The organism is Haloparvum sedimenti (genome assembly GCF_001462205.1).
GTDB lineage: Archaea > Halobacteriota > Halobacteria > Halobacteriales > Haloferacaceae > Haloparvum > Haloparvum sedimenti.
Map to the genome: position 1 here is coordinate 55,649 of NZ_LKIR01000143.1, position 18,748 is coordinate 74,396.

An 18,748-nucleotide genomic window follows, 5' to 3' on the forward strand; every position below is an offset into this window, starting at 1 on the left:
CTCAACGACCGTCAGCAGCCGGAACCGCCGTGAGCCCGCGGACCTCGCGGACGCCGACGGTGCGGTGGCGCCAGCCGTCCCCGGCGTCGACGCAGAGCGTCCCGGCGTCGGTCGCCGCGAGCGCCAGCCCGGGACCGTAGCCGACCGCCGCGACCGGGTCGGCGACCGGCAGCGACGCGGCGTCCCACTCGTCGGTCGAGAATTCCCCGCGCCGGCCCCGGTGAATCGAGAGATCCCCGCCGTCGTCGACCGCGAGCGCGTGGCCATCGCCGTCGGCCGCGACCGCCCGGAACCCCCCGTCGAGCGCGTCCATCCAGCCGTTACCGAGCCAGTAGAGCCCCGTCGCCGTCGCCGCGAGCGGGACGCCCGTCCCGGCCACGTCCCGGACCTTCGAGAGGCCGACGCGCTCCAGCGTGTCGCCCACGACGCGGTGGACGCCGTCCGCCGCGGCGACGAGGGGGCCGTCGACCGCGGTCGGCTCCTCGACGCGTCCGAGCCTCGTCCCGGCGGCGGTCTCCGCGACGTGGTCCGCCTCGGTCCCGACCGCTGCTTCGGGGTCGACTCGGCGGACATCGCCGTCCGCGGTCGCCGCGACGAACGCCCCGTCGTGGACGCCGACCGCGGCCGTCGGACCGAGCCCCGTCGACGTGAACTCGAGGGAGGCGTCGGCGCGGCTCCTCGCGGGTGCGTCGGGGGCCTCCGCGCTCGACGGGAGTCGTGCGACCAGCAGGTCCTCCGCCGTCGCGAGCGCGAGGCGTCTCCGGGGTCGCTCGTTCGCGTCGGCGTCCGCCTTCGCGGGACCGCCGGCGACCGCCACGTCCCGCGCGTCCGCGCGCTCGGCGATCCCGAACTCGCCGATCTTGTCGGCGGAGACGGCGACCCGGACGAGCCCCATCCCTGACGCGAGGTAGACGTCGGTCCGGCCGGCCGACCCGGCGTACACGCGCTTCTCGGCCAGCGAGATGTCGTCCTCGGCGGGCATCGTCGGCAGTGGGGCGGCGCCGGCCGAGAAGGTGTCGGTCGGCGACGGGAGCGCGGAGAGGTCGGTCCCTCGCGCGGGTCCGTCCGCGCAAGGGCCAGTACTTGCCCCCGTGCGAGGGACTTTTGCCGGCCGGCGTGCAGGTCGAGGTATGAGCGAGGAGCCACCGTCGGAGCGGCACTCCCCGGTCGGCGAGCCGGTCGTCCGCGCCGACCCCGAGGTGACGGGCGAGCGTGCCGCCGAGGCGGTGGGGTTCGACCCGACCGACCCCGACAGCGTCTCGGAGGCCGCCGACACCGTCGCCCGGTTCGCTGCGGGCGCCGTCGGCGGCGACGACCACGTCCTGATGCTCCGGGGCGCGGCCGCCTGCGCGGCGCTGGTCCGCGGCGAGGGGTCGTACAAGGCGGCCGCCGAGCGCGCGGGCGAGGCCGTCTCCGTCTCCTTCATCCGCAAGTGGGCGCGCGTCCACGACCTCCCACAGGCGATCCGTCGACACGTCGCCCGCGGTCACATCCCGCCAACCGCCGCCAAGCACATCGCGCGCGTCGGCGGCGACGACCGCTACCTGCTCGCGTGGGCGGTGCTGGACGGCGACCTTACGGTTCGGGAGATCCGCTCCGCCGCCTCCGCCGTCAACGACGGCGCCGACGCCGAGGACGCGCTCCGCGAGGCGGGCGTCGTCCCCGGTCGGCTGACGCTGGACCTGCCGATCGCGGAGTACGTCGAACTCCGGCGCCGCGCCTCCATGCGGAACGAGGAGCCCGGCGCGGTCGTCGCCGACGCGCTGCGCGAGTACTTCTCCGAGTAGCGGAGCCGGAGCGGGATACCGGACCCGGGCTACGCGCTCAGGAATCGCCGCGCCGTCGCCCCGATCGTCTCGCGTGCCTTCTCGACTTCGACCCACGCGACCGTCTCGTTGGGGAAGTGCGCCTCCGCGATCGTCCCCGGCCCGAACAGCACGGTCGGGATCCCCTCGGCCACGTAATGGCGCGAATCGGCGCCGTAGGTCGCTCCCCGCGGCTCCGTCTCCGGGAGCCCGGTTTCTTCCATCGCGGCCCGCAGATCCGCGACGACCGGCTCGTCGGGGTCGACCTCGGCCGGCTCGAACTGGACCGAGAACCGCTCGAACCGCGGCGGATGCTCGTCGAGCCACGGGTCGTCCGCGGTCGCGGCCGCCAGCCGCTCGCGGAACCGCTCCTCGACCGCCGCGACCGTCTCGCCGGGCGCGACGCCGATCCGGAACTCCGCGGACAGCGTTGCCGGGACCGTCGACGCCCACGACCCCGCCTCGACGCGCCCGCAGACCACGGGCCACGCGACCGGGAACCGGTCGTAGAGGGGGTGGGTCACCGTCCGGTTGCGTTCGGCCTCGAGGTCCATGAAGGACTCCCGGACCGCCTCGAAGCGCGGGAGCACGTCCTCGCCGACCCACCGCGTCGCGGCGTGGGCGCTCCGCCCGTCGAGTTCCAGTCGGGCCATCAGGCTCCCCTCCGTGGCCACCACCGGCCGGAGGTCCGTCGGCTCCGCGACCACCGCGGCGTCGCGCTCGAAGGGGTACGGGTTCGCGAGCGCCGCGGTCGCGGCGCCGTAGCCGCCGTCCTCCTCGCCGGCGACGGCCTCGACCACGACCCGGCCGTCGAGGTCGGCCTCATCCGCCTCCGCCGCCGCGCGGAGGTCGAGCGCGGCGCCCACGCAGGCCGCGAGTCCCGACTTCATGTCGGCCGCGCCGCGGGCGGTCAGCGTCTCCTCCCCGGAGCGCGCTCCGTCCCCGTCCGGCCCGCCGCGTCTCACAGCCTCGAACGGCTCCGTCTCCCACTCCGACCGCTCGACGGGCACCACGTCGAGGTGGCCGTTCAACAGGAGCGTGGGATACGCGTCGTCGCCGTCGAGGGTCGCGTCGCCGAACGCCAGCGCGCCCGCCACGCTCCGGCGCCCCTCGGCGTCGAGCGCGTCGGGGTCGTCCGGGAACGAGGGGTGGTCGGCGAGCAGCGCCGGGTCGGCGTCCCACGCGTACGTCTCGAACCCGAGCGCGTCGAACCGCTCGCGGACCCACGCGGCCGCGGGGGCCTCCGCACCCGCGGTCGTCGCGAAGCCGCAGAGTCGGTCGGTGAACGCCCGCAGATCGAACTCCATAATCGAGGGTCTCGGGAGGGGCGAATAACGGTTGGGGTCGGCGGTTCGGAACCGAGCAACATCACCGGGTTGGACGATGGGCGGTCCGGTGCCGAGGCCGGCGCCGGCCGGGTTTTGTAAACGCTTATGCGTGCGCTGACGCAACCGAGAGGTGAGGGCCGGTAGCTCAGTTAGGGAGAGCGTCCGGCTTTTAACCGGACGGTCGGGGGTTCGAATCCCTCCCGGCCCGTGCAGCGAGACGATCAGCACCGCTGAGCGTCGAGCGAACCGGCAGGAAGGGTTCGAGCCCGGAGAGTCGCAGCCGGAAACCGTCCGTCGAGCTGTGCGGGGAGACGCAACGGAAGTCCGGAACGTCTCTCCTCGGTTCGAATCCCTCCCGGCCCGTGACCACGTCTTGTATCGCTACGTTCTCTCCGCGCCGAGACCCGTCTGCCGGCTCGAGTCACGTCGCGTGACGGACCCCGTTCCGAGCAACGTCACGACCCAGTTTTCGACCGGCTCACTCCACCCTGACCGTCCGCGTCGCGCGAACCGGCATCAGGGGCAGGTCGGGGAACGTCGTCTCCACGACGAACTCCAGTTCGTCCGCGGTCGGGGTGCCGAACACGCCGACGGGGACCGCCGTCCGCCCGTCGAGGTACATCGTCGTCTCGTTCATCTCCACGTCGTTGACCGTCACGCGGACGCCGACGCGCGCGCCGCCGCCGCGGTTCCGCACCGTCACCTCGAGCATCTCGTTCTCGCCGACGGCGACGGTCTCCGGGAACTCCCCCCAGTCCACGTCGATCCGGGGGAGTTCCGCCGCGGCCTCGACGATCCGGCTCGCGACGCCCTCGGCCATTCCCGCGGCCTCCAGCGCGTCGGCGCCCGCGTCCGCGACCGCGGCGGGCGAGGCGAAGCCGGCGTCGGCCAGCGTCTCCGCGCGCCCGGCACCCACGCCGTCGATGGCGGTGAGCGCGACCGCGTTTCGGGAGACGCCGTGCTCGACGCGCGCCTCGACGCGCGTCCCGAGGTTGGCGGCGCGGGGGCCGGCGAAGGCGTCGAGGAACTCCCGGAGCGCGGCGAGCAGGCGGAGCGCGTTCTGCCGGATCACCCACGCGTCCGATCGGAGGTCCGAGGGGACCGAGTCGACCGTCGACGCGTGGAGGATGGCCAGCACCTTGCGGTGACCGTTCTCCAGGTCGGTGTCGACGCCCGCGGCCGAGAGCGCGCGGTCGACCGCGTCCGCCTCGGACGACCGGGCGGAGACGGAGTCGAACTCGTCGGCGGCCGCGACCGCCTCCAGGATCGCGTCGGCCGTGACGGCGTCGCGGTCGGCCAGTTCGCGGAACCGCTCGGCGGTGTCGAGCCGGAGGTAGTACTTCGAGGCGAGCCGACCGAGCTTCGAGGGGGAGATCCCGAGGTTCTCGTCGGTCTCCGCGAAGCCGGCGTCGACCAGCGCCTCGACCGTCTCGCGCACGCGCTCGCGGACGGCCTCGAAGTCGTACGCCTCGGGTTCCGATCGCGCGCGAACGTAGTAGAAGGTGGTCTCCAGCCACGCCATCACGTCGTCGAGCCCGCGGATCGTCCCCATCGCGATCTCCGCGTTGAGGTGCGCGTCGAGCTCCTCGGCGAGCCGCGACTCGATCTCCTTCCCCTCCGAGAGCAGGCTCCGGTACTTGTCGGCGTCCGCGTGGTCACACACCACCCAGCCGTACCCCACGTCGTCGTAGCCGGGGCGGCCGGCGCGGCCGAGCATCTGCACCACGTCGATTGGGGAAATGTCCGTCTCGCCCTCCAGCGGGTCGTGGTACTTCGTGTCGCGGATCACCACGCAGCGCGCGGGGAGGTTGACGCCCCACGCCAGCGTCGAGGTCGAGAACAGGATGTCGATCTTCCCCTGCTTGAACCACTCCTCGACGCGGTCGCGGTCCTCCTTGCCCAGCCCGGCGTGGTGGAAGCCGACGCCGTCGAGCACCGACTGCCGGAGCGTGTCGTTCGACAGCTCCTTCGCGTCGTTGTGAAAGTCGTAGTCGCCGCGGGCGCCGATCGGCACGTCGCGTTCAGTTAACTCGTCGCGGGTCTTCTTGGCCGCCTGCACCGTGTCCTGTCGCGAAGAGACGAACACGAGCGCCTGCCCATCCTCGCGGACGTGGGGGATCGCGAGGTCGAGCGCGCGGTAGAGCCGGCGGTACTTGTCCGCGAACGCGTTCGCGCCGTGGCTGTACGTTTTTACGCCGGTCTCCAGGTCCACGGGCCGGTACTCGTCGCCGAAGGCGTAGGTCGTCTCGGGCGGCGCGTCGAGCCACTCCGCCACGTCCTCGATGTTCGGCATCGTCGCGGAGAGCGCGACGATGCGGGGGTCACGGAGCCGGCGGAGCCGCGAGACGACGACCTCCAGCACCGCGCCGCGGCGGTCGGAGTCGAGCAGGTGGACCTCGTCGATGACGACGCAGTCGACCGCGTTGATGAAGTCGTAGCGCGCGGAGTCGTGCTTCCGCGTCGCGGAGTCGGCCTTCTCGGGCGTCATCACGAGGATGTCCGCGCGCTCGGCGCGGCGGGGATTGAGGTCCCGCTCGCCGGTCACGACGTACACCGAGTAGCCGAGCTCCTCGAAGCGGTCCCACTCCGCCTCCTTCTCGTTCGTGAGCGCGCGCATCGGCGCGATAAACAGCGCCGTGCCCCCCTCCGAGAGCGTCTTGCAGATCGCCAGCTCCGCGAGCGCGGTCTTGCCGGCGCCGGTCGGCGCGGCCGCGACCACGTTGCCGTCCGTCTCGAGGATGCCGGGCAGCGCCTCGCGCTGCATCTCGTTGAACGCCTCGAAGCCGAACGCGTCCGCGAACTCGGGCAGCGCCTCGGCTACCCGCGTCGGCACCTCGCCCTCCGGGGACCTGCCATGCATTACCACAAACCGAGCGCCTCGGGGGGAAAGGCGTTTCTCAATCGGTCGCCAAGCCGGCGCATGCCCAGGTGGCTCCACAGCGGACGCCGGCGCGACATCTGCGCGCTGGTCCACGAGGCGGGCGAGATCCGCGCGCAAGCGCTCAAGAGTCGCCTCGCTGAGCACGCCGACGAGCGCGTGGACCCGCGGACGTTCAGGCAGACGCTGGACGCGCTGGAGAACAAGGGGTTCCTCGCCGCGCGCGTCGACGGCATCGCGGACGTGTACCGCCTCACCGACGAGGGAGAAAAGCGGCTGCTCGACCACTACGAGTGGCTGACGGAACGGATCGAGAACGCGGCAGTCGAGGACTGAGCGCCATCCACAACCGCAGTAATGGACCGACCCAGCGTCGACGGCTGTCCGTTCAGTGATCGGTGCGGTCGGCGCGCGCGAGGAACGCGCGCGAGGTCGCCGGCACGCTACTGCACGCCGGCTGCTCGAAAATCTCCGATTTTCGGTGGAGGCGGCGGGCGCGGCCGCCTGCTGTGCGGTTTCGCGGCCGCGCCGCCGCCGAGGCTGGGGAGGTGCGAGGCTGCGGTGCGGTTGCGGTGGGTGGGACTGAACGTGGCTTTCGAGGTGGTGCTGTCCCGAACAGCAGCGTCCGCGGCAGACACGGAACACCCGCAAGAGGGAGCCGACTGGAACGCCTGAACCGAACGACGCCCCCGCGACCGGACCGCCCTGGTCACCCCGCCCTACCAAAAGTCCCGCGAGCGGCCGCGAGAAACGGTCAATCGTCCGCGGCGACCGCGGGGTCGCCGTGGGTGATCTCGTCGCCGAGCAGGTCCATGAACGCCGCGAGCCACTCGGGGTGGTCGGGCCACGCCTGTCCCGTGACGAGGTTCCGGTCGCGGACGACGCCGTCGACCCACGAGCAGCCGGCGGCCTCAACCTCCGCGCGCACCGCCGGATACGCGGTCATCTCGTACCCCTCCAGCACGCCCGCGGCCGCGAGGATCTGCGGGCCGTGACACAGCGACGCGACGGGCTTGTCGGCCTCGAAGAAGTGCCGGACCGCGTCGAGCACCGCGTCGTACGTCCGGAGGTACTCCGGCGCGCGCCCGCCCGGGACGACGAGCGCGTCGTAGTCCGCCGGGTCGACCTCGGCCATCGTCGCGGTCAACTCGAAGTCGTGGCCGCGCTCCTCGAGGTACGTCTGGTCGCCCCGGAAGTCGTGGACCGCGGTCTTGACCGTCTCGCCCGCCTCCTTCTCGGGACAGACCGCGTCGACGCTGTGGCCCACCGCTTCGAGGGTCTGGTACGGGACCATGATCTCGTAGTCCTCGCCGAAGTCGCCGACGATCATCAGGATCTGCTTGGACATGGTAACACCGATCACACCTACGCGGAGCAGCGAGATAAAGTTTAGATTCAGAATCACTTCTGGATGATGCACTTTTCGGGTGTGGCGACGCGTCGCGAGAAAGCACTTATACGGGACGGGAGAGGGTCCAACCATGCAACGTCGCCGAGTCCTCCTCGGAGCGAGCGCGTTGCTCGGTGGACTGGCCGGCTGTTCGGCGAGCGACGGTAATCCCTCGCGCGATGACGAGACGCCGACGACCGACGGAAACGGGTCCGCGGACGACGACGGACCGGCGGTGGAGGTTCGCGCGACCGTCGTCGACCAGCCCGCCGAGACCGGCCCCGCGGCCGCGGATCTGGAGGTCAAAAACGTCAGTCGGAACACGATAACGGTTCAGCCGGGTGGACACGGCGGAGAACCGTTGGAGTGGGTCGGCGAATCGCTCCCGGGAGCGGCCGGCGAGGCCGTGTTCCACCCGGTCGGGACTCGTGGCGTGACCGTCATCGACGGGAGCTTTCCGTCCGAGCGGAACGGCGGCTGTTGGCGGGCGGACGCGGCTGCGGACGGCGGCCCGGAACGAGCGCTCGTGAGCGCGCCGCTCAACGCCGAGTTAGCACCTGAGGAGGCACACACGGTCAGACAGCGGATCTACTATCGAGGTCCCCCGGACACCTGCTTTTCGGCGTCCGAATACCGAACGAGCGTGAGCGTGGACGTCTACCGAGACGGGAGTCGGACGGAGGCTCCGGATCCACAGGAAACCGAACGGACGAGACGGACCTACGACCTCGTGTTCAATACGGGAGACGAGTTCACGGTCACGATGAATCCCGAGGAAGACGACCGGTAGTCACCGGAGTAGTGACATCACGGGAGTTGCGAGAACGACGCTTCCGTGTGCGTACGCCATTCGTTACGCGTTCTCTCCGAGGTCCGGTACCGACTCGGCCCACTCATCGTCGTCGCCGTACGCGTCGTCGCCGTACTCCGCTTCGATCTCCCGGAGACTCACCGCGTTGGCGACCCGTGAGGCCGCGACGTCGTCGGCGACCGCCCAGTACGAGTCGACCTTCCGAACGAGACCCTTCTCCCGGAGCCGGGCAAGCGTCTTGTGGACGCTCGAATGCGGAACGCTGGTCATCTCGGCCAATTCCTTGGGGGAAAACCCCATGTCCGGGTGGTCCAGCAGGACCGAGAGGAGCTCGTGCGCGTTCGTCTCCGGTTTGACCGGCGGCGTCTCGTCCGCCGGGTCGAGTTTGATCGGCATGATGTCCGTGTCTGTCAGAGTACGTCAGAGATTGTCATAAACGTTGGCCGTCAGGACGGAGGCGGATGTCGCTACCGCCGATCCGAGGACTCGAAATGGGGTGGGCCGGTCACTCAAGCTTCTCCTGCCACTCCTGCACCTTCGCCAGCAGCTCGACCGGCGGCGTCTCGTTGACGTCCACGTCCGCGAGCGCGTCGAGGACCGCGGCCGTCTCCGGGTCGAGCGCGGGGTCGCCGCCGTCCGCGGCGCTGGCGGTGGCAGGGCCGGTGTCGGCGGCTTCCGTCCCCGCCTTCACCGCGTCCGCGTCACCGTCCGCGGAGGCGAAGGAGCCGGAGGAGAGGTCGAAGACGACCTGTTCGGTGTCTCCGCCGGATCCACCGGTCTCCGCGCCGCCGCGGCCGCCCGCGGAGCCGCCCCTCGCCTCGATGGCCTTCTCCTGCCGGAGGCGGTCGAGGACCTCGCCGGCGCGGTCGACGACGGGGTTCGGAACGCCCGCGAGGTCCGCGACGTGGATGCCGTAGGAGCGGTCCGTCGGGCCGTCCCGAACCGTGCGGAGGAACGTCACCTCGCCGTCGCGCTCGTCGGCGGCGACGTGGACGTTGTGGACGCGCGGGAGGTGGTCCGCGAGCGTGGTGAGCTCGTGGTAGTGCGTGGCGAACAGCGTCTTCGCGCGCACCTCGTTGTGGAGGTACTCGGTGGCGGCCCACGCGATGGAGATGCCGTCGTAGGTGGCGGTGCCGCGGCCCACCTCGTCGAGGATGACCAGCGAGTCCTCGGTCGCGGAGTGGAGGATGTTCGACAGCTCCTGCATCTCGACCATGAACGTCGACCGCCCCTGCGCGAGCTCGTCGAGCGCGCCGACGCGCGTGTAGACGCCGTCGACGAGCCCGATCCGGGCCGACCGCGCGGGGACGAACGACCCCACCTGCGCCAGCAGGGTGATAAGCGCCGCCTGCCGCATGTAGGTGGACTTCCCGCTCATGTTCGGCCCCGTGACGATCAGGAAGCCGCGCTCGCGGTCCATGTGGAGGTCGTTCGGCACGAAGTCGGTCGTGCGCTCCACGACCGGGTGCCGACCCGCCTCCACGTCGAGCGGTCCCGGCTCCGCGAGCGCCGGCCGCGTCCAGTCGTTGGCGGCGGCGTGCTCCGCGAACGACGCCAACGCGTCCAGCTCCGCGACGGTTCGTCCCACGTCCTGCAGGAGAGAGGCGCGGTCGGCGACGCGGTCGCGCAGCGCCTCGAAGAGCTCGTACTCCAGGTCCCCGCGGGCCTCTTCCAGCCGCATGACCTCCCGCTCGCGCTCCTCCAGCTCGTCGGTGACGAACCGCTTGGAGTTCTTCAGCGTCTTGATCTCGCGGTAGTGGTCGGGCACCTCGTCGGCGACGGACTTGCCCACCTGGATGTAGTAGCCGTCCGTCTTGTTGCGGTCCACGGTGACGTGCGAGAGGCCGTACTGGCGCTTCTCCCGGTCCGCGAGCGTGTCGAGCCACTCCTTGGCCGCCTCGTGCTCCTCGATGATCGCGTCGAGCTCCTCGTCGTAGCCGCGCTGAAACAGCCCGCCCTGCGTGACGGTGCTCGGGGGGTCCTCGGCGAGCGCGTCGGCGAGTTCGTCGTGGAGCGCGCGGGCGGCCTCGCGGTCGGGCCGGTCGAGCACCGCGGCCACGGGCGAGTCGGCGAGCGGCGTGTCCGAGACGGCGTCCGCGAGCGCGGGCAGGAGCCCGAGCGTGTCCCGGACGGACAGCAGTTGGCGCGCGCCGGCGCTCCCGCTCGTGGCGCGGGCGGCGAGCCGTTCGAGGTCGTAGGCGCCGTCCAGCACCTCACGGAGCCGGTCGCGGGCGAGCGCCGCCGACGCCAGCGCCTCCACGGCGTCGAGCCGGCGGTCCAGCTCCTCGCGCTCGCGGCGCGGGCGGGTGATCCACTCCCGGAGGAGCCGCCCGCCGGGGCTGGTGACGGTGTGGTCGACGGCGTCGACCAGCGACCCCTCGCCGTCGCCGCTCATCGTCTCGGTGAGTTCGAGGTTGCGCTGGGTGGTGGCGTCGAGCTCGACGTGGTCGTCCGCGCCGTAGGCGGTGAGTCTGGTCATCGACGCCAGCACGCCCGCGCCGGTCTCCTCGACGTACGCGAGGGCCGCGCCCGCCGCGCGGAGCGCCGGCTCGGAGTCGAGGCCGACCGCGTCCGCGGTCTCGTCGCCGAACTGCTCGCGGACGGCGTGTTTCGCGCGGCCGGGCGCGAACGCCTCCGCGTCGTGGACCGAGAGCGCGGCGTCGACCGCCTCGCGGATCGCCGACAGCGTCGCGTCGTCGTTTCTGACGGCCGGCCCGGGCAGCACCTCGACCGGGTCGAAGCGGTAGAGTTCGGCACGCGCCTCGCCGCGGTCCGCGACCTCCGTCACCAGAAATCGGCCCGTCGTCACGTCGGCGAAGGCCAGTCCGTAGGGGCCGTCCGCGTCGGTGTCCGCGCCCGTGTCGGGGCCGGCGCTGGAGCGATCTCGACCGCCGGACCCGGCGCGCACCACCGCGGCGAGGTACTGTGCGTCGGCGTCGGTCGTCTCCAGTAGCGTTCCGGGGGTGACGATCCGCGTTATCTCGCGGGCGTGGCCGCCATCCTCCGTGTCGTACTGGTCGGCAACCGCGACCCGGTAGCCGCGCTCGACGAGCGCCTTCAGGTAGGGGGTCAGCTCCGAGAGCGGGACGCCCGCCATCGGGTACGAGGAGCCGTGCGAGGACTTCTGGGACACCTTCAGGTCGAGCTCCTCGCCGACCGTCTCGGCGTCGTCCGCGAAGAACTCGTAGAAGTCGCCGCACTGCATCGCGAGGAGGTCCGCGTCGGCCTCCGCCTTCAGCGAGAGGAACTCCCCGACGATCCCTTGAGCCATACCCGTACTCCCGCCGTGGCGCGCTAAAACCCTGCGGGTCGGCGCTGGTGTGGGGACCGGTCCGCCGCGGCGCGTGTTGGCGGGACGGCACCGCCGCTCTGCGGCTCGGCGGCTGCCGCGTCGTTGACCCGCCCCTACCCGGTGGGTCCCCGACGCGACGTGTCGGATCCCCTCGCCCGGCTTTGAAGCTTTTCCGTTCCGTGACGGGGGGAGACGGCCGGGAGCGCCGGCGCGCGGCTACCGGTCCAGCGCCGTCGGGTTCACCGCGCCCGGTCCCTCGCCCACGTCGTAGCCGCGGCGGAGCGCCTCGCCCATCTCCTCGACGCTCGCCTCGACCGCGGCCCGGAGCGGTTCCCCCCGGGCGAGCCGGGACGCGACCGCGCTCGAGAGCGTGCAGCCGGAGCCGTGCGTCGCGCGTGTCTCGACGCGAGGCGACTCGATGCGGAGGGTCCGCGGAGCGTCGCCCTGTCCGTCGGCGTCCGCCTCGCTCGACAGCGCCAGCACGTCCACGACGGTCTCGCCCGGCAGGTGGCCGCCCGTCACCAGCGCGGCCTCCGCGCCCGCCGCCACGAGGTCCCGCGCCGCGGCCGCCGCCGCGTCGGCGTCGATCACCTCGCGGTCGGTCAGCACCGCGGCCTCGTCGGCGTTGGGGGTGACGAGCGTCGCCGCCGCGACCAACTCCTCGTAGGCGGCCTCCGCCTCGGGGGCCAGCAGGCGGTCCCCCGTGGCGGCCACCATCACGGGGTCGACGACGAGCGGGACTGCGGCGTCAGAAAAGGCCGCCGTCACCGCCTCGACCGTCTCCGCGGTCGCCAGCATCCCGGTCTTGACCGCCCGCACATCGAAGTCCTCGCGGACCGCCGCGATCTGCGCCGCGACGTGGTCGGTCGGGACCGGATGCACGTCCGTCACCCCCTGCGTGTTCTGTGCTGTCGTCGCCGCGACCGCCGACGTGCCGAAGACGCCGTGAGCGGTCATCGTCTTCAGGTCCGCCTGTATCCCCGCCCCGCCGCCGCTGTCGCTGCCCGCGACGGTCAGCGCCACCGGCCGCGAGACCGGGTCGTACGCGTCGGTCATGTTCGCCCGATGGTTATCTCTCGGTTGTATTAGCTGGTTGTGGTTCGGCGTCACGACACGGCCGCGATTCGGTCGCGGTGCGGTTGTGGTGCGGTTGTGGTGCGGTCGGCGCGCGCGAGAAACGCGCGCGAGGGAGCCCACAGCCGCGGTCGCGCCGCGGTGCAGTGCGGTCGCGCGACCGCGGCTGTGGCGAGGTTGGGGAGGCGAGAGGCTGCTGTGCGGTTGCGGTGCGGGGTGGGACTGAAAGGGGCAGCCGGCTCGGTCCGGCCCCGACGACGCAAGCACTCGCGCCGGGCGGTGTTGAGAGGCGCGAGCGCGCAGCGAGGCGCGGCCGGTCGAGCCGGCTGGGGCTTTCTGGACGTTGCTGTCACGATCAGCAGGATCAGCACTAGATCAGTAGTACGGAGAGCCGGCTGGGGCTTTCTGGACGTTGCTGTCACGATCAGCAGGATCAGCACTAGATCAGTAGTACGGAGAGCCGGCTGGGGCTTTCTGGACGTTTCTGACCCACGTAGCAGGGTCCATAGCCGAGACAGAAATTTCGAGACGGGGTCCTCACAGCCGACAGAAAAGCCCAACAGGAACACCGTCTCCCCCGACGTATCCCACGTCCACTCAGTATTCCGCGGCGTCCCAGCGCACGTCGTCGTACGTCCGCAGGCGTTCGGCGTCGAACCCCTGCTCGAACTTCCGGCGGAGGGAGGCCTTCTCCGCGGCGCCGATCCGGGCGAGTTCGTCGGCCTTCGCGACCGCTTCGGGCGGGCCGCGGGCGGCGGCCACGTCCGCGAGCGCCTGCGTCGTGAGCGCGTCGCGGACCTCGGGGTCGCGGGTGAACGCGTACGGCGCCTCGACCTTGTAGGGCACGTCGGTCCGCGGGTCGTAGACCACCATGAACGTCGTCTCGTACGCCTCGGGGTCGAGTTCGCGGTCGATCCCGAGCGCGTCGCCGTCGGCGGCCATGTGCCTGTCCGTGCCGCCGCGGGCGCGGAACCACGTCGTGCAGGTGAGCTCGTCGGTCTGGAGCTCACCGTCGTCGTCCCGGCGCTCCAGCAGGCGGGTGAAAAGCGCCGCGTCGTCGGGCCACGGCGCCTCGATGCCCTTCGCGTTCAGGACCCGGACGACCGCGCGCCCGGAGGGGTTCTTGACGAACCCGGCGAGGGGCACGTCCGCCTCGACGGCGCGCTCGACGAGCCGGACGTAGTTCTCGATGACGGCGCTCGGCTTCGCCTCGCGGGCCAGATCGCCGAGTTCGGGGTCGCGGTCGACCCAGGTGAACAGCTCCTTGGGGTAGATGGGGCCGTCGAGCACCAGCAGGTCCGCGACCGCGTCGAAGTGCTCCAGGGCGTGGCTGCTCTCGGCGAGGTAGAGCGCGAGCGCGTGGACGACGCTCTCGGCGTAGCGGTTCACGGTCGGGACGTGGAGCACGCGCTGGCGGGTGTGGCCCTCGTCGCGCGGGAACCACTCGGTGTCGTGGTCGGTGGTCGTGTCCGCGGAGTGGACCGTCGCGACGATGGTCCGCGAGCGGTGGAGGCCGAGATCGGTCGGCTCGGAGGCCATCGCGGCGTGGGCCACGTCGACGACCAGCCCGTTCTTGAACGTCGTGGGGTTGATCGTCCCCGAGTCGAGCCCGTGGGTCGTCGGGAAGGGGCGCTCCGTCAGCGCCACGTCGTCGACCGCGACCCGGCGCTTCGCGTGGTCCGCGACCGGTTCGAGGACGGTCCGCCCGTCGCGGCGCAGGTCCGGGAGGAAATCGCTCCAGACCCGGCTCGCGAGGTCCTCGTGGTCGGTCGTGTCGACGTTGCCCGCGATGGAGCGGGCCAGCCGCGCGATGTTGTCGACGTGGATCGGGTCGAGCGTCACGTCCGCTCACGCGGGCGTCGGCGACTAAAAGGGGTCGGTCGCGGGGCCGACCGTCCCGCGAACGTGTCAGAAAAGCGCTCGAAACCGACCGCGAACCCGACCGCAGTCGGCTCCTTCGGCTCCTGCCGACGCGCCGATCCTTCCCGTTTGTCCATTACTATTTGTGAAAATCAGTATCTTCCAAGAAATGACCGCTCGAAATCGGGTTTCGGTAATCGACCGTCATATTCTGGCCGGAGCGAGTGGACGGTTTGCGAACGGTTGGCAGAATTTCTGACTATAGTAAATTATTTACGAAAACCCTATTAGCCGGGCGTCGGACTTCCGGGTATGCACAGGAGGGTTCGCGGATGAGCGTGCTCGAGACGGATCCCGAGGACATGATTCGCGTGATCGACGAGGACGGCGAGGTCGTCGGCGACGTGCCCGACCTCTCCGAGGAGGAGTTCGTGGCGATGTACCGCTACATGAAGCTGGCCCGCCACTTCGACGAGCGGGCGGTGAGCCTCCAGCGACAGGGGCGGATGGGGACCTACCCGCCGCTGTCGGGACAGGAGGGCGCCCAGATCGGCTCCGCGCTCGCGCTCGCGGAGAACGACTGGATCGTTCCCTCGTACCGCGAACACGGCGCGGCGCTGGTTCGCGGCGTCCCGCTGAAACAGACCCTGCTCTACTGGATGGGTCACGAGGACGGCAACCGGATGCCCGAGGGCGTCAACGTCTTCCCCGTCGCGGTGCCCATCGCCTCGCAGATCCCGCACGCCACCGGCGCGGCGTGGGCCAGAAAGCTGCAGGGCGACGACGACGTGTTCCTCTGTTACTTCGGCGACGGCGCCACCAGCGAGGGCGACTTCCACGAGGGGCTCAACTTCGCGGGCGTCTTCGACACGCCGACGGTCTTCTTCTGTAACAACAACCAGTGGGCCATCTCGGTGCCGCGCGAGCGCCAGACCGCCTCCGCGACGCTGGCTCAGAAGGCCGACGCCTACGGCTTCGAGGGCGTCCGCGTCGACGGGATGGACCCGCTCGCGGTGTACAAGGCGACGACCGCGGCCGTCGAGAAGGCCCGCGACCCCGACGAGGACCAGCTCCGACCGACGATGATCGAGGCGGTCCAGTATCGCTTCGGCGCGCACACGACCGCGGACGATCCGACCGTCTACCGCGACGAGGACGAGGTCGAGAAGTGGAAAGCGAAGGACCCGATCCCGAGACTGGAGAACTACCTCCGCGCGGAGGAGATCCTGAACGACGAGCGCGTCGCGGAGATCGAGGCGTCGGTCAAGGAGGAGGTCGCCGGGGCCATCGACGAGGCCGAGTCGGTGCCGCGACCGGAGCCGCGCGAGATGTTCGAGCACGCCTACGCCGAGCTCCCACCTGAACTGGAGCGGCAGTACGAGGAGTTCGCGGCCGTGCGCGAGGAGTACGGCGACGACGCGTTCCTGGAGGACTGAGATGACGGAGACACAGAACCTCACGCTGGTGCAGGCGGTACGGGACGGACTGTTCACCGAGATGAGCGCGGACGAGGACGTGGTCGTCCTCGGCGAGGACGTCGGCAAGAACGGCGGCGTCTTCCGCGCCACCGAGGGCCTCTACGACGAGTTCGGCGGCGACCGCGTCATCGACACGCCGCTGGCGGAGTCGGGCATCATCGGCGCCGCGGTCGGCATGGCGGCGATGGGGATGCGGCCGGTGCCGGAGTGCCAGTTCTCCGGCTTCATGTACCCCGGCTTCGACCAGATCGTCTCCCACATGTCGCGGTTCCGCACCCGGAGCCGGAGCCGGTTCACGCTCCCCATGACGCTGCGGGCCCCCTACGGCGGCGGGATTCGCGCGCCGGAGCACCACTCGGAGTCGAAGGAGGCCTTCTACGCCCACGAGGCCGGGCTGAAGGTCGCCATCCCCTCGACGCCGTACGACGCGAAGGGGATGCTCATCTCGGCCATCCGCGACCCCGACCCGGTCGTCTTCCTCGAACCGAAGCTGATCTACCGCGCGTTCCGCGGCGAGGTGCCCGAAGAGGACTACGAGGTGCCGCTCGGCGAGGCGATCACGCGCCGCGAGGGCGACGACATCGCCGTGTTCACGTGGGGCGCGATGACTCGGCCGACGATGGAGGCCGCCGAGAGCCTCGCCGAGGAGGGGATCGAGTGCGAGGTCGTCGACCTGCGCACCGTCTCCCCCCTCGACCGCGAGGCTATCGTCGAGGCGTTCGAGAAGACGGGCCGCGCGGCCGTGGTCCACGAGGCGCCCAAGTCGGGCGGGCTCGGCGCCGAGATCACCGCGACCATCCAGGAGGAGGCGCTGCTGTACCAGGAGGCGCCGGTCAAGCGGATCACCGGCTTCGACGTGCCGTTCCCGCTGTACGCGCTCGAGGACTACTACCTGCCGAGCGCCGCGCGCGTCGAGGCGGGCGTCAAGGAGGCGGTGAACTTCCCATGACGACGAAGGAGTTCAAACTCCCCGACGTGGGGGAGGGCGTCGCCGAGGGCGAGCTGGTCTCCTGGCTCGTCGCGCCGGGCGACACCGTCACCGAGGACCAGCCGGTCGCGGAGGTCGAGACGGACAAGGCGCTCGTGGAGATCCCCTCGTCGTACAACGGGACCGTGAAGGAACTGCTCGTCGAGGAGGGCGAGATGGTCCCGGTCGGCGACGTGATCATCACCTTCACCGTCGACGAGGAGGGCGACGCTAGCGAGGAGGCCGCAGAACCGGCCGGGGACGAAGCGGCCGGCGAAGCAGAGGGCGCGGAACCGATCGGCGAGAAGGCGGCCGCAGAAACGCCGGCCGCGGAAGACGAGAAATCCGCGACCGAGACGGCCGAGCCGTCGACCCCCGACGGGCGCGTGTTCGCGCCGCCTTCGGCCCGTCGGCTGGCGCGCGAACTCGGCGTCGACCTCGGCGCCGTCTCCGGGTCCGGGCCCGGCGGCCGCGTGAGCGAGGCGGACGTGCGCGCCCACGCCGAGGGCGGGGCGGGCGGCGAGGCCGCATCCGGCGGAGAGGACGCGCCCGCGTCGAGCGACGACGAGTCGGCGTCCGAGCCGGCGTCGGCCGAGACGGGCCGGAAGTCGGCCGTCTCGAAGCGCAGTGAGAGTGGGTCGGCCGAGGCGGCCGGCCGCGAGACGACGCTCGCGGTGCCGGCGACGCGGAAAGTCGCCCGCGAGGCGGGCGTCGACATAAACGACGTGCCGACCGACGAGACGCGCGACGGCGAGGCGTTCGTCACCGCCGAGCAGGTCGAGGCGTACGCGGCCGCACAGCGCGGTGAGGGCGCCGAGACCGAGGCGGGCGAGCCCGCGGCGGCGGGGACGGAACCGGAAACGGGCTCCGCCGGCGCCGACGTCGCCGGCCCGCAGCCCGAGGAGACGGTGCCGTACCGCGGCGTCCGGCGCACCATCGGCAAGCAGATGGCGCGCTCGAAGTACACCGCGCCCCACGTCACCCACCACGACACCGCGGAGGTGGACGGGCTCGTGGAGGCCCGCGAGACGCTGAAGCCGAAGGCCGAGGCGAAGGGGGTGAAGCTCACCTACATGCCCTTCATGATGAAGGCCATCGTGGCCGGGCTGAAGGAGTACCCCTACCTCAACAGCGAGCTCCGCGAGGACGACGAGGAGATCGCCGTCAAGCACTACTACAACATCGGCATCGCGGTCGCCACGGACGCCGGCCTGATGGTCCCGGTCGTCGAGAACGTCGACGAGAAAGGGATCTTCGAGCTGGCCGACGAGATAAACGACCTCGCGGCGCGCGCCCGCGACCGCAAGCTCAAGCCCGCGGAGATGAAGGGCGGCACGTTCACGATCACCAACTTCGGCGCCATCGGCGGCGAGTACGCGACGCCGATCATCAACTACCCCGAGACGGCGATCCTCGGGCTCGGCGCCATCGAGAAGCGCCCGGTCGTCCGCGAGGTCGATCCGGACGACTCGTTCCTCGGCGACGAGGGCGGCGAGGAGGTCGTCCCGGCGTCGACCCTGCCGCTCTCGCTGTCGATCGATCACCGCGTCATCGACGGCGCGGTGGCGGCGCAGTTCGCCAACACCGTGATGGACCACCTTGAAGATCCCCTGCTGCTACTTGATGCATAATGGTCGTCGGAGACATCGCAACCGGAACTGACGTACTGGTCATCGGCGCGGGGCCGGGCGGCTACGTGGCCGCCATCCGCGCCGCACAGGAGGGCCTCGACACGACGCTGGTCGAGAAGGACGCCTACGGCGGCGCCTGCCTCAACCGCGGCTGTATCCCCTCGAAGGCGCTGATCACCGGCGCCGGGCTGGCCCACGAGGCCGGCAACGCAGAGGAGATGGGCATCCACGCCG

At 71.2% G+C, this 18,748-nt stretch carries 15 protein-coding genes and 1 tRNA gene; 8 read left to right on the top strand and 8 right to left on the bottom strand.

All coding sequences use genetic code 11. The features are described 5' to 3' along the window. Position 1: 1 nt before the first annotated feature. Positions 2 to 982 (bottom strand): HVO_0234 family beta-propeller protein, encoded by a 981-nt coding sequence (locus AN233_RS15710; protein WP_058367701.1) that lies wholly within the window; start codon positions 980 to 982, stop codon positions 2 to 4. Positions 983 to 1,130: 148 nt separating this feature from the next. Here AN233_RS15710 and AN233_RS15715 point away from each other — a divergent pair, with 148 nt between their 5' ends. Next, a complete protein-coding gene (locus tag AN233_RS15715) occupies positions 1,131 to 1,787 on the top strand; it encodes a DUF7119 family protein (RefSeq protein WP_058367702.1) in 657 nt (218 codons plus the stop codon). A gap of 29 nt (positions 1,788 to 1,816) precedes the next feature. Here AN233_RS15715 and AN233_RS15720 read toward each other — a convergent pair whose 3' ends face one another. Continuing rightward, positions 1,817 to 3,112 (bottom strand): M20/M25/M40 family metallo-hydrolase, encoded by a 1,296-nt coding sequence (locus AN233_RS15720; RefSeq protein WP_058367703.1) that lies wholly within the window; start codon positions 3,110 to 3,112, stop codon positions 1,817 to 1,819. A 155-nt stretch (positions 3,113 to 3,267) separates the two neighbouring features. Between AN233_RS15720 and AN233_RS15725 the strand changes: the two genes are divergently transcribed. After that, positions 3,268 to 3,341 (top strand) — tRNA-Lys (locus AN233_RS15725). A gap of 270 nt (positions 3,342 to 3,611) precedes the next feature. Here AN233_RS15725 and AN233_RS15730 read toward each other — a convergent pair. After that, positions 3,612 to 5,993 carry a DEAD/DEAH box helicase gene (locus tag AN233_RS15730; protein WP_058367704.1) on the bottom strand — a complete coding sequence of 794 codons (2,382 nt, stop codon included), beginning with the start codon at positions 5,991 to 5,993 and terminating at the stop codon, positions 3,612 to 3,614. 60 nt (positions 5,994 to 6,053) lie between these two features. On the opposite strand from AN233_RS15730, the gene AN233_RS15735 reads away from it, so the two are divergent. After that, the gene (locus AN233_RS15735) at positions 6,054 to 6,347 is read left to right on the top strand and encodes a hypothetical protein (protein ID WP_058367705.1); all 294 of its coding nucleotides are present in this window, start codon (positions 6,054 to 6,056) and stop codon (positions 6,345 to 6,347) included. A gap of 418 nt (positions 6,348 to 6,765) precedes the next feature. Here the strand turns inward: AN233_RS15735 and AN233_RS15740 are convergent, their stop codons facing one another. Then, positions 6,766 to 7,359, bottom strand: coding sequence for a DJ-1/PfpI family protein (locus tag AN233_RS15740; protein WP_058367706.1), 594 nt, complete (start codon positions 7,357 to 7,359; stop codon positions 6,766 to 6,768). Between the two features lie 133 nt (positions 7,360 to 7,492). Between AN233_RS15740 and AN233_RS15745 the strand changes: the two genes are divergently transcribed. Further along, positions 7,493 to 8,191, top strand: coding sequence for a hypothetical protein (locus AN233_RS15745; RefSeq protein WP_058367707.1), 699 nt, complete (start codon positions 7,493 to 7,495; stop codon positions 8,189 to 8,191). A gap of 63 nt (positions 8,192 to 8,254) precedes the next feature. Here the strand turns inward: AN233_RS15745 and AN233_RS15750 are convergent, their stop codons facing one another. The 4 genes from AN233_RS15750 to AN233_RS15765 all read right to left on the bottom strand — a co-directional run bounded on the left by AN233_RS15750 (position 8,255) and on the right by AN233_RS15765 (position 14,420). Then, the gene (locus AN233_RS15750) at positions 8,255 to 8,608 is read right to left on the bottom strand and encodes a MarR family transcriptional regulator (protein ID WP_058367708.1); all 354 of its coding nucleotides are present in this window, start codon (positions 8,606 to 8,608) and stop codon (positions 8,255 to 8,257) included. A 109-nt stretch (positions 8,609 to 8,717) separates the two neighbouring features. Continuing rightward, positions 8,718 to 11,483: a DNA mismatch repair protein MutS gene (mutS, locus tag AN233_RS15755; protein ID WP_058367709.1), complete on the bottom strand. Its 2,766-nt coding sequence runs from the start codon at positions 11,481 to 11,483 to the stop codon at positions 8,718 to 8,720. 237 nt (positions 11,484 to 11,720) lie between these two features. After that, entirely contained in the window at positions 11,721 to 12,560 is an 840-nt protein-coding gene (thiD, locus tag AN233_RS15760; RefSeq protein ID WP_058367710.1) for a bifunctional hydroxymethylpyrimidine kinase/phosphomethylpyrimidine kinase, read from the bottom strand. A gap of 615 nt (positions 12,561 to 13,175) precedes the next feature. Then, positions 13,176 to 14,420, bottom strand: coding sequence for a DNA double-strand break repair nuclease NurA (locus AN233_RS15765; protein WP_058367711.1), 1,245 nt, complete (start codon positions 14,418 to 14,420; stop codon positions 13,176 to 13,178). A gap of 350 nt (positions 14,421 to 14,770) precedes the next feature. Between AN233_RS15765 and pdhA the strand changes: the two genes are divergently transcribed. The 4 genes from pdhA to AN233_RS18205 all read left to right on the top strand — a co-directional run. Continuing rightward, entirely contained in the window at positions 14,771 to 15,874 is a 1,104-nt protein-coding gene (pdhA, locus tag AN233_RS15770) for a pyruvate dehydrogenase (acetyl-transferring) E1 component subunit alpha (RefSeq protein ID WP_058367712.1), read from the top strand. Position 15,875: 1 nt separating this feature from the next. After that, complete coding sequence (locus AN233_RS15775; RefSeq protein WP_058367713.1) at positions 15,876 to 16,865, top strand: alpha-ketoacid dehydrogenase subunit beta; 990 nt, start codon at positions 15,876 to 15,878, stop codon at positions 16,863 to 16,865. Beyond that, positions 16,862 to 18,514: a dihydrolipoamide acetyltransferase family protein gene (locus AN233_RS15780; RefSeq protein WP_058367714.1), complete on the top strand. Its 1,653-nt coding sequence runs from the start codon at positions 16,862 to 16,864 to the stop codon at positions 18,512 to 18,514. The genes AN233_RS15775 and AN233_RS15780 overlap by 4 nt, the downstream gene beginning before the upstream one ends. Then, on the top strand, positions 18,514 to 18,748 hold a 235-nt coding region (locus AN233_RS18205), incomplete at its 3' end, for an FAD-dependent oxidoreductase (protein WP_281176578.1). The genes AN233_RS15780 and AN233_RS18205, both read left to right, overlap by 1 nt.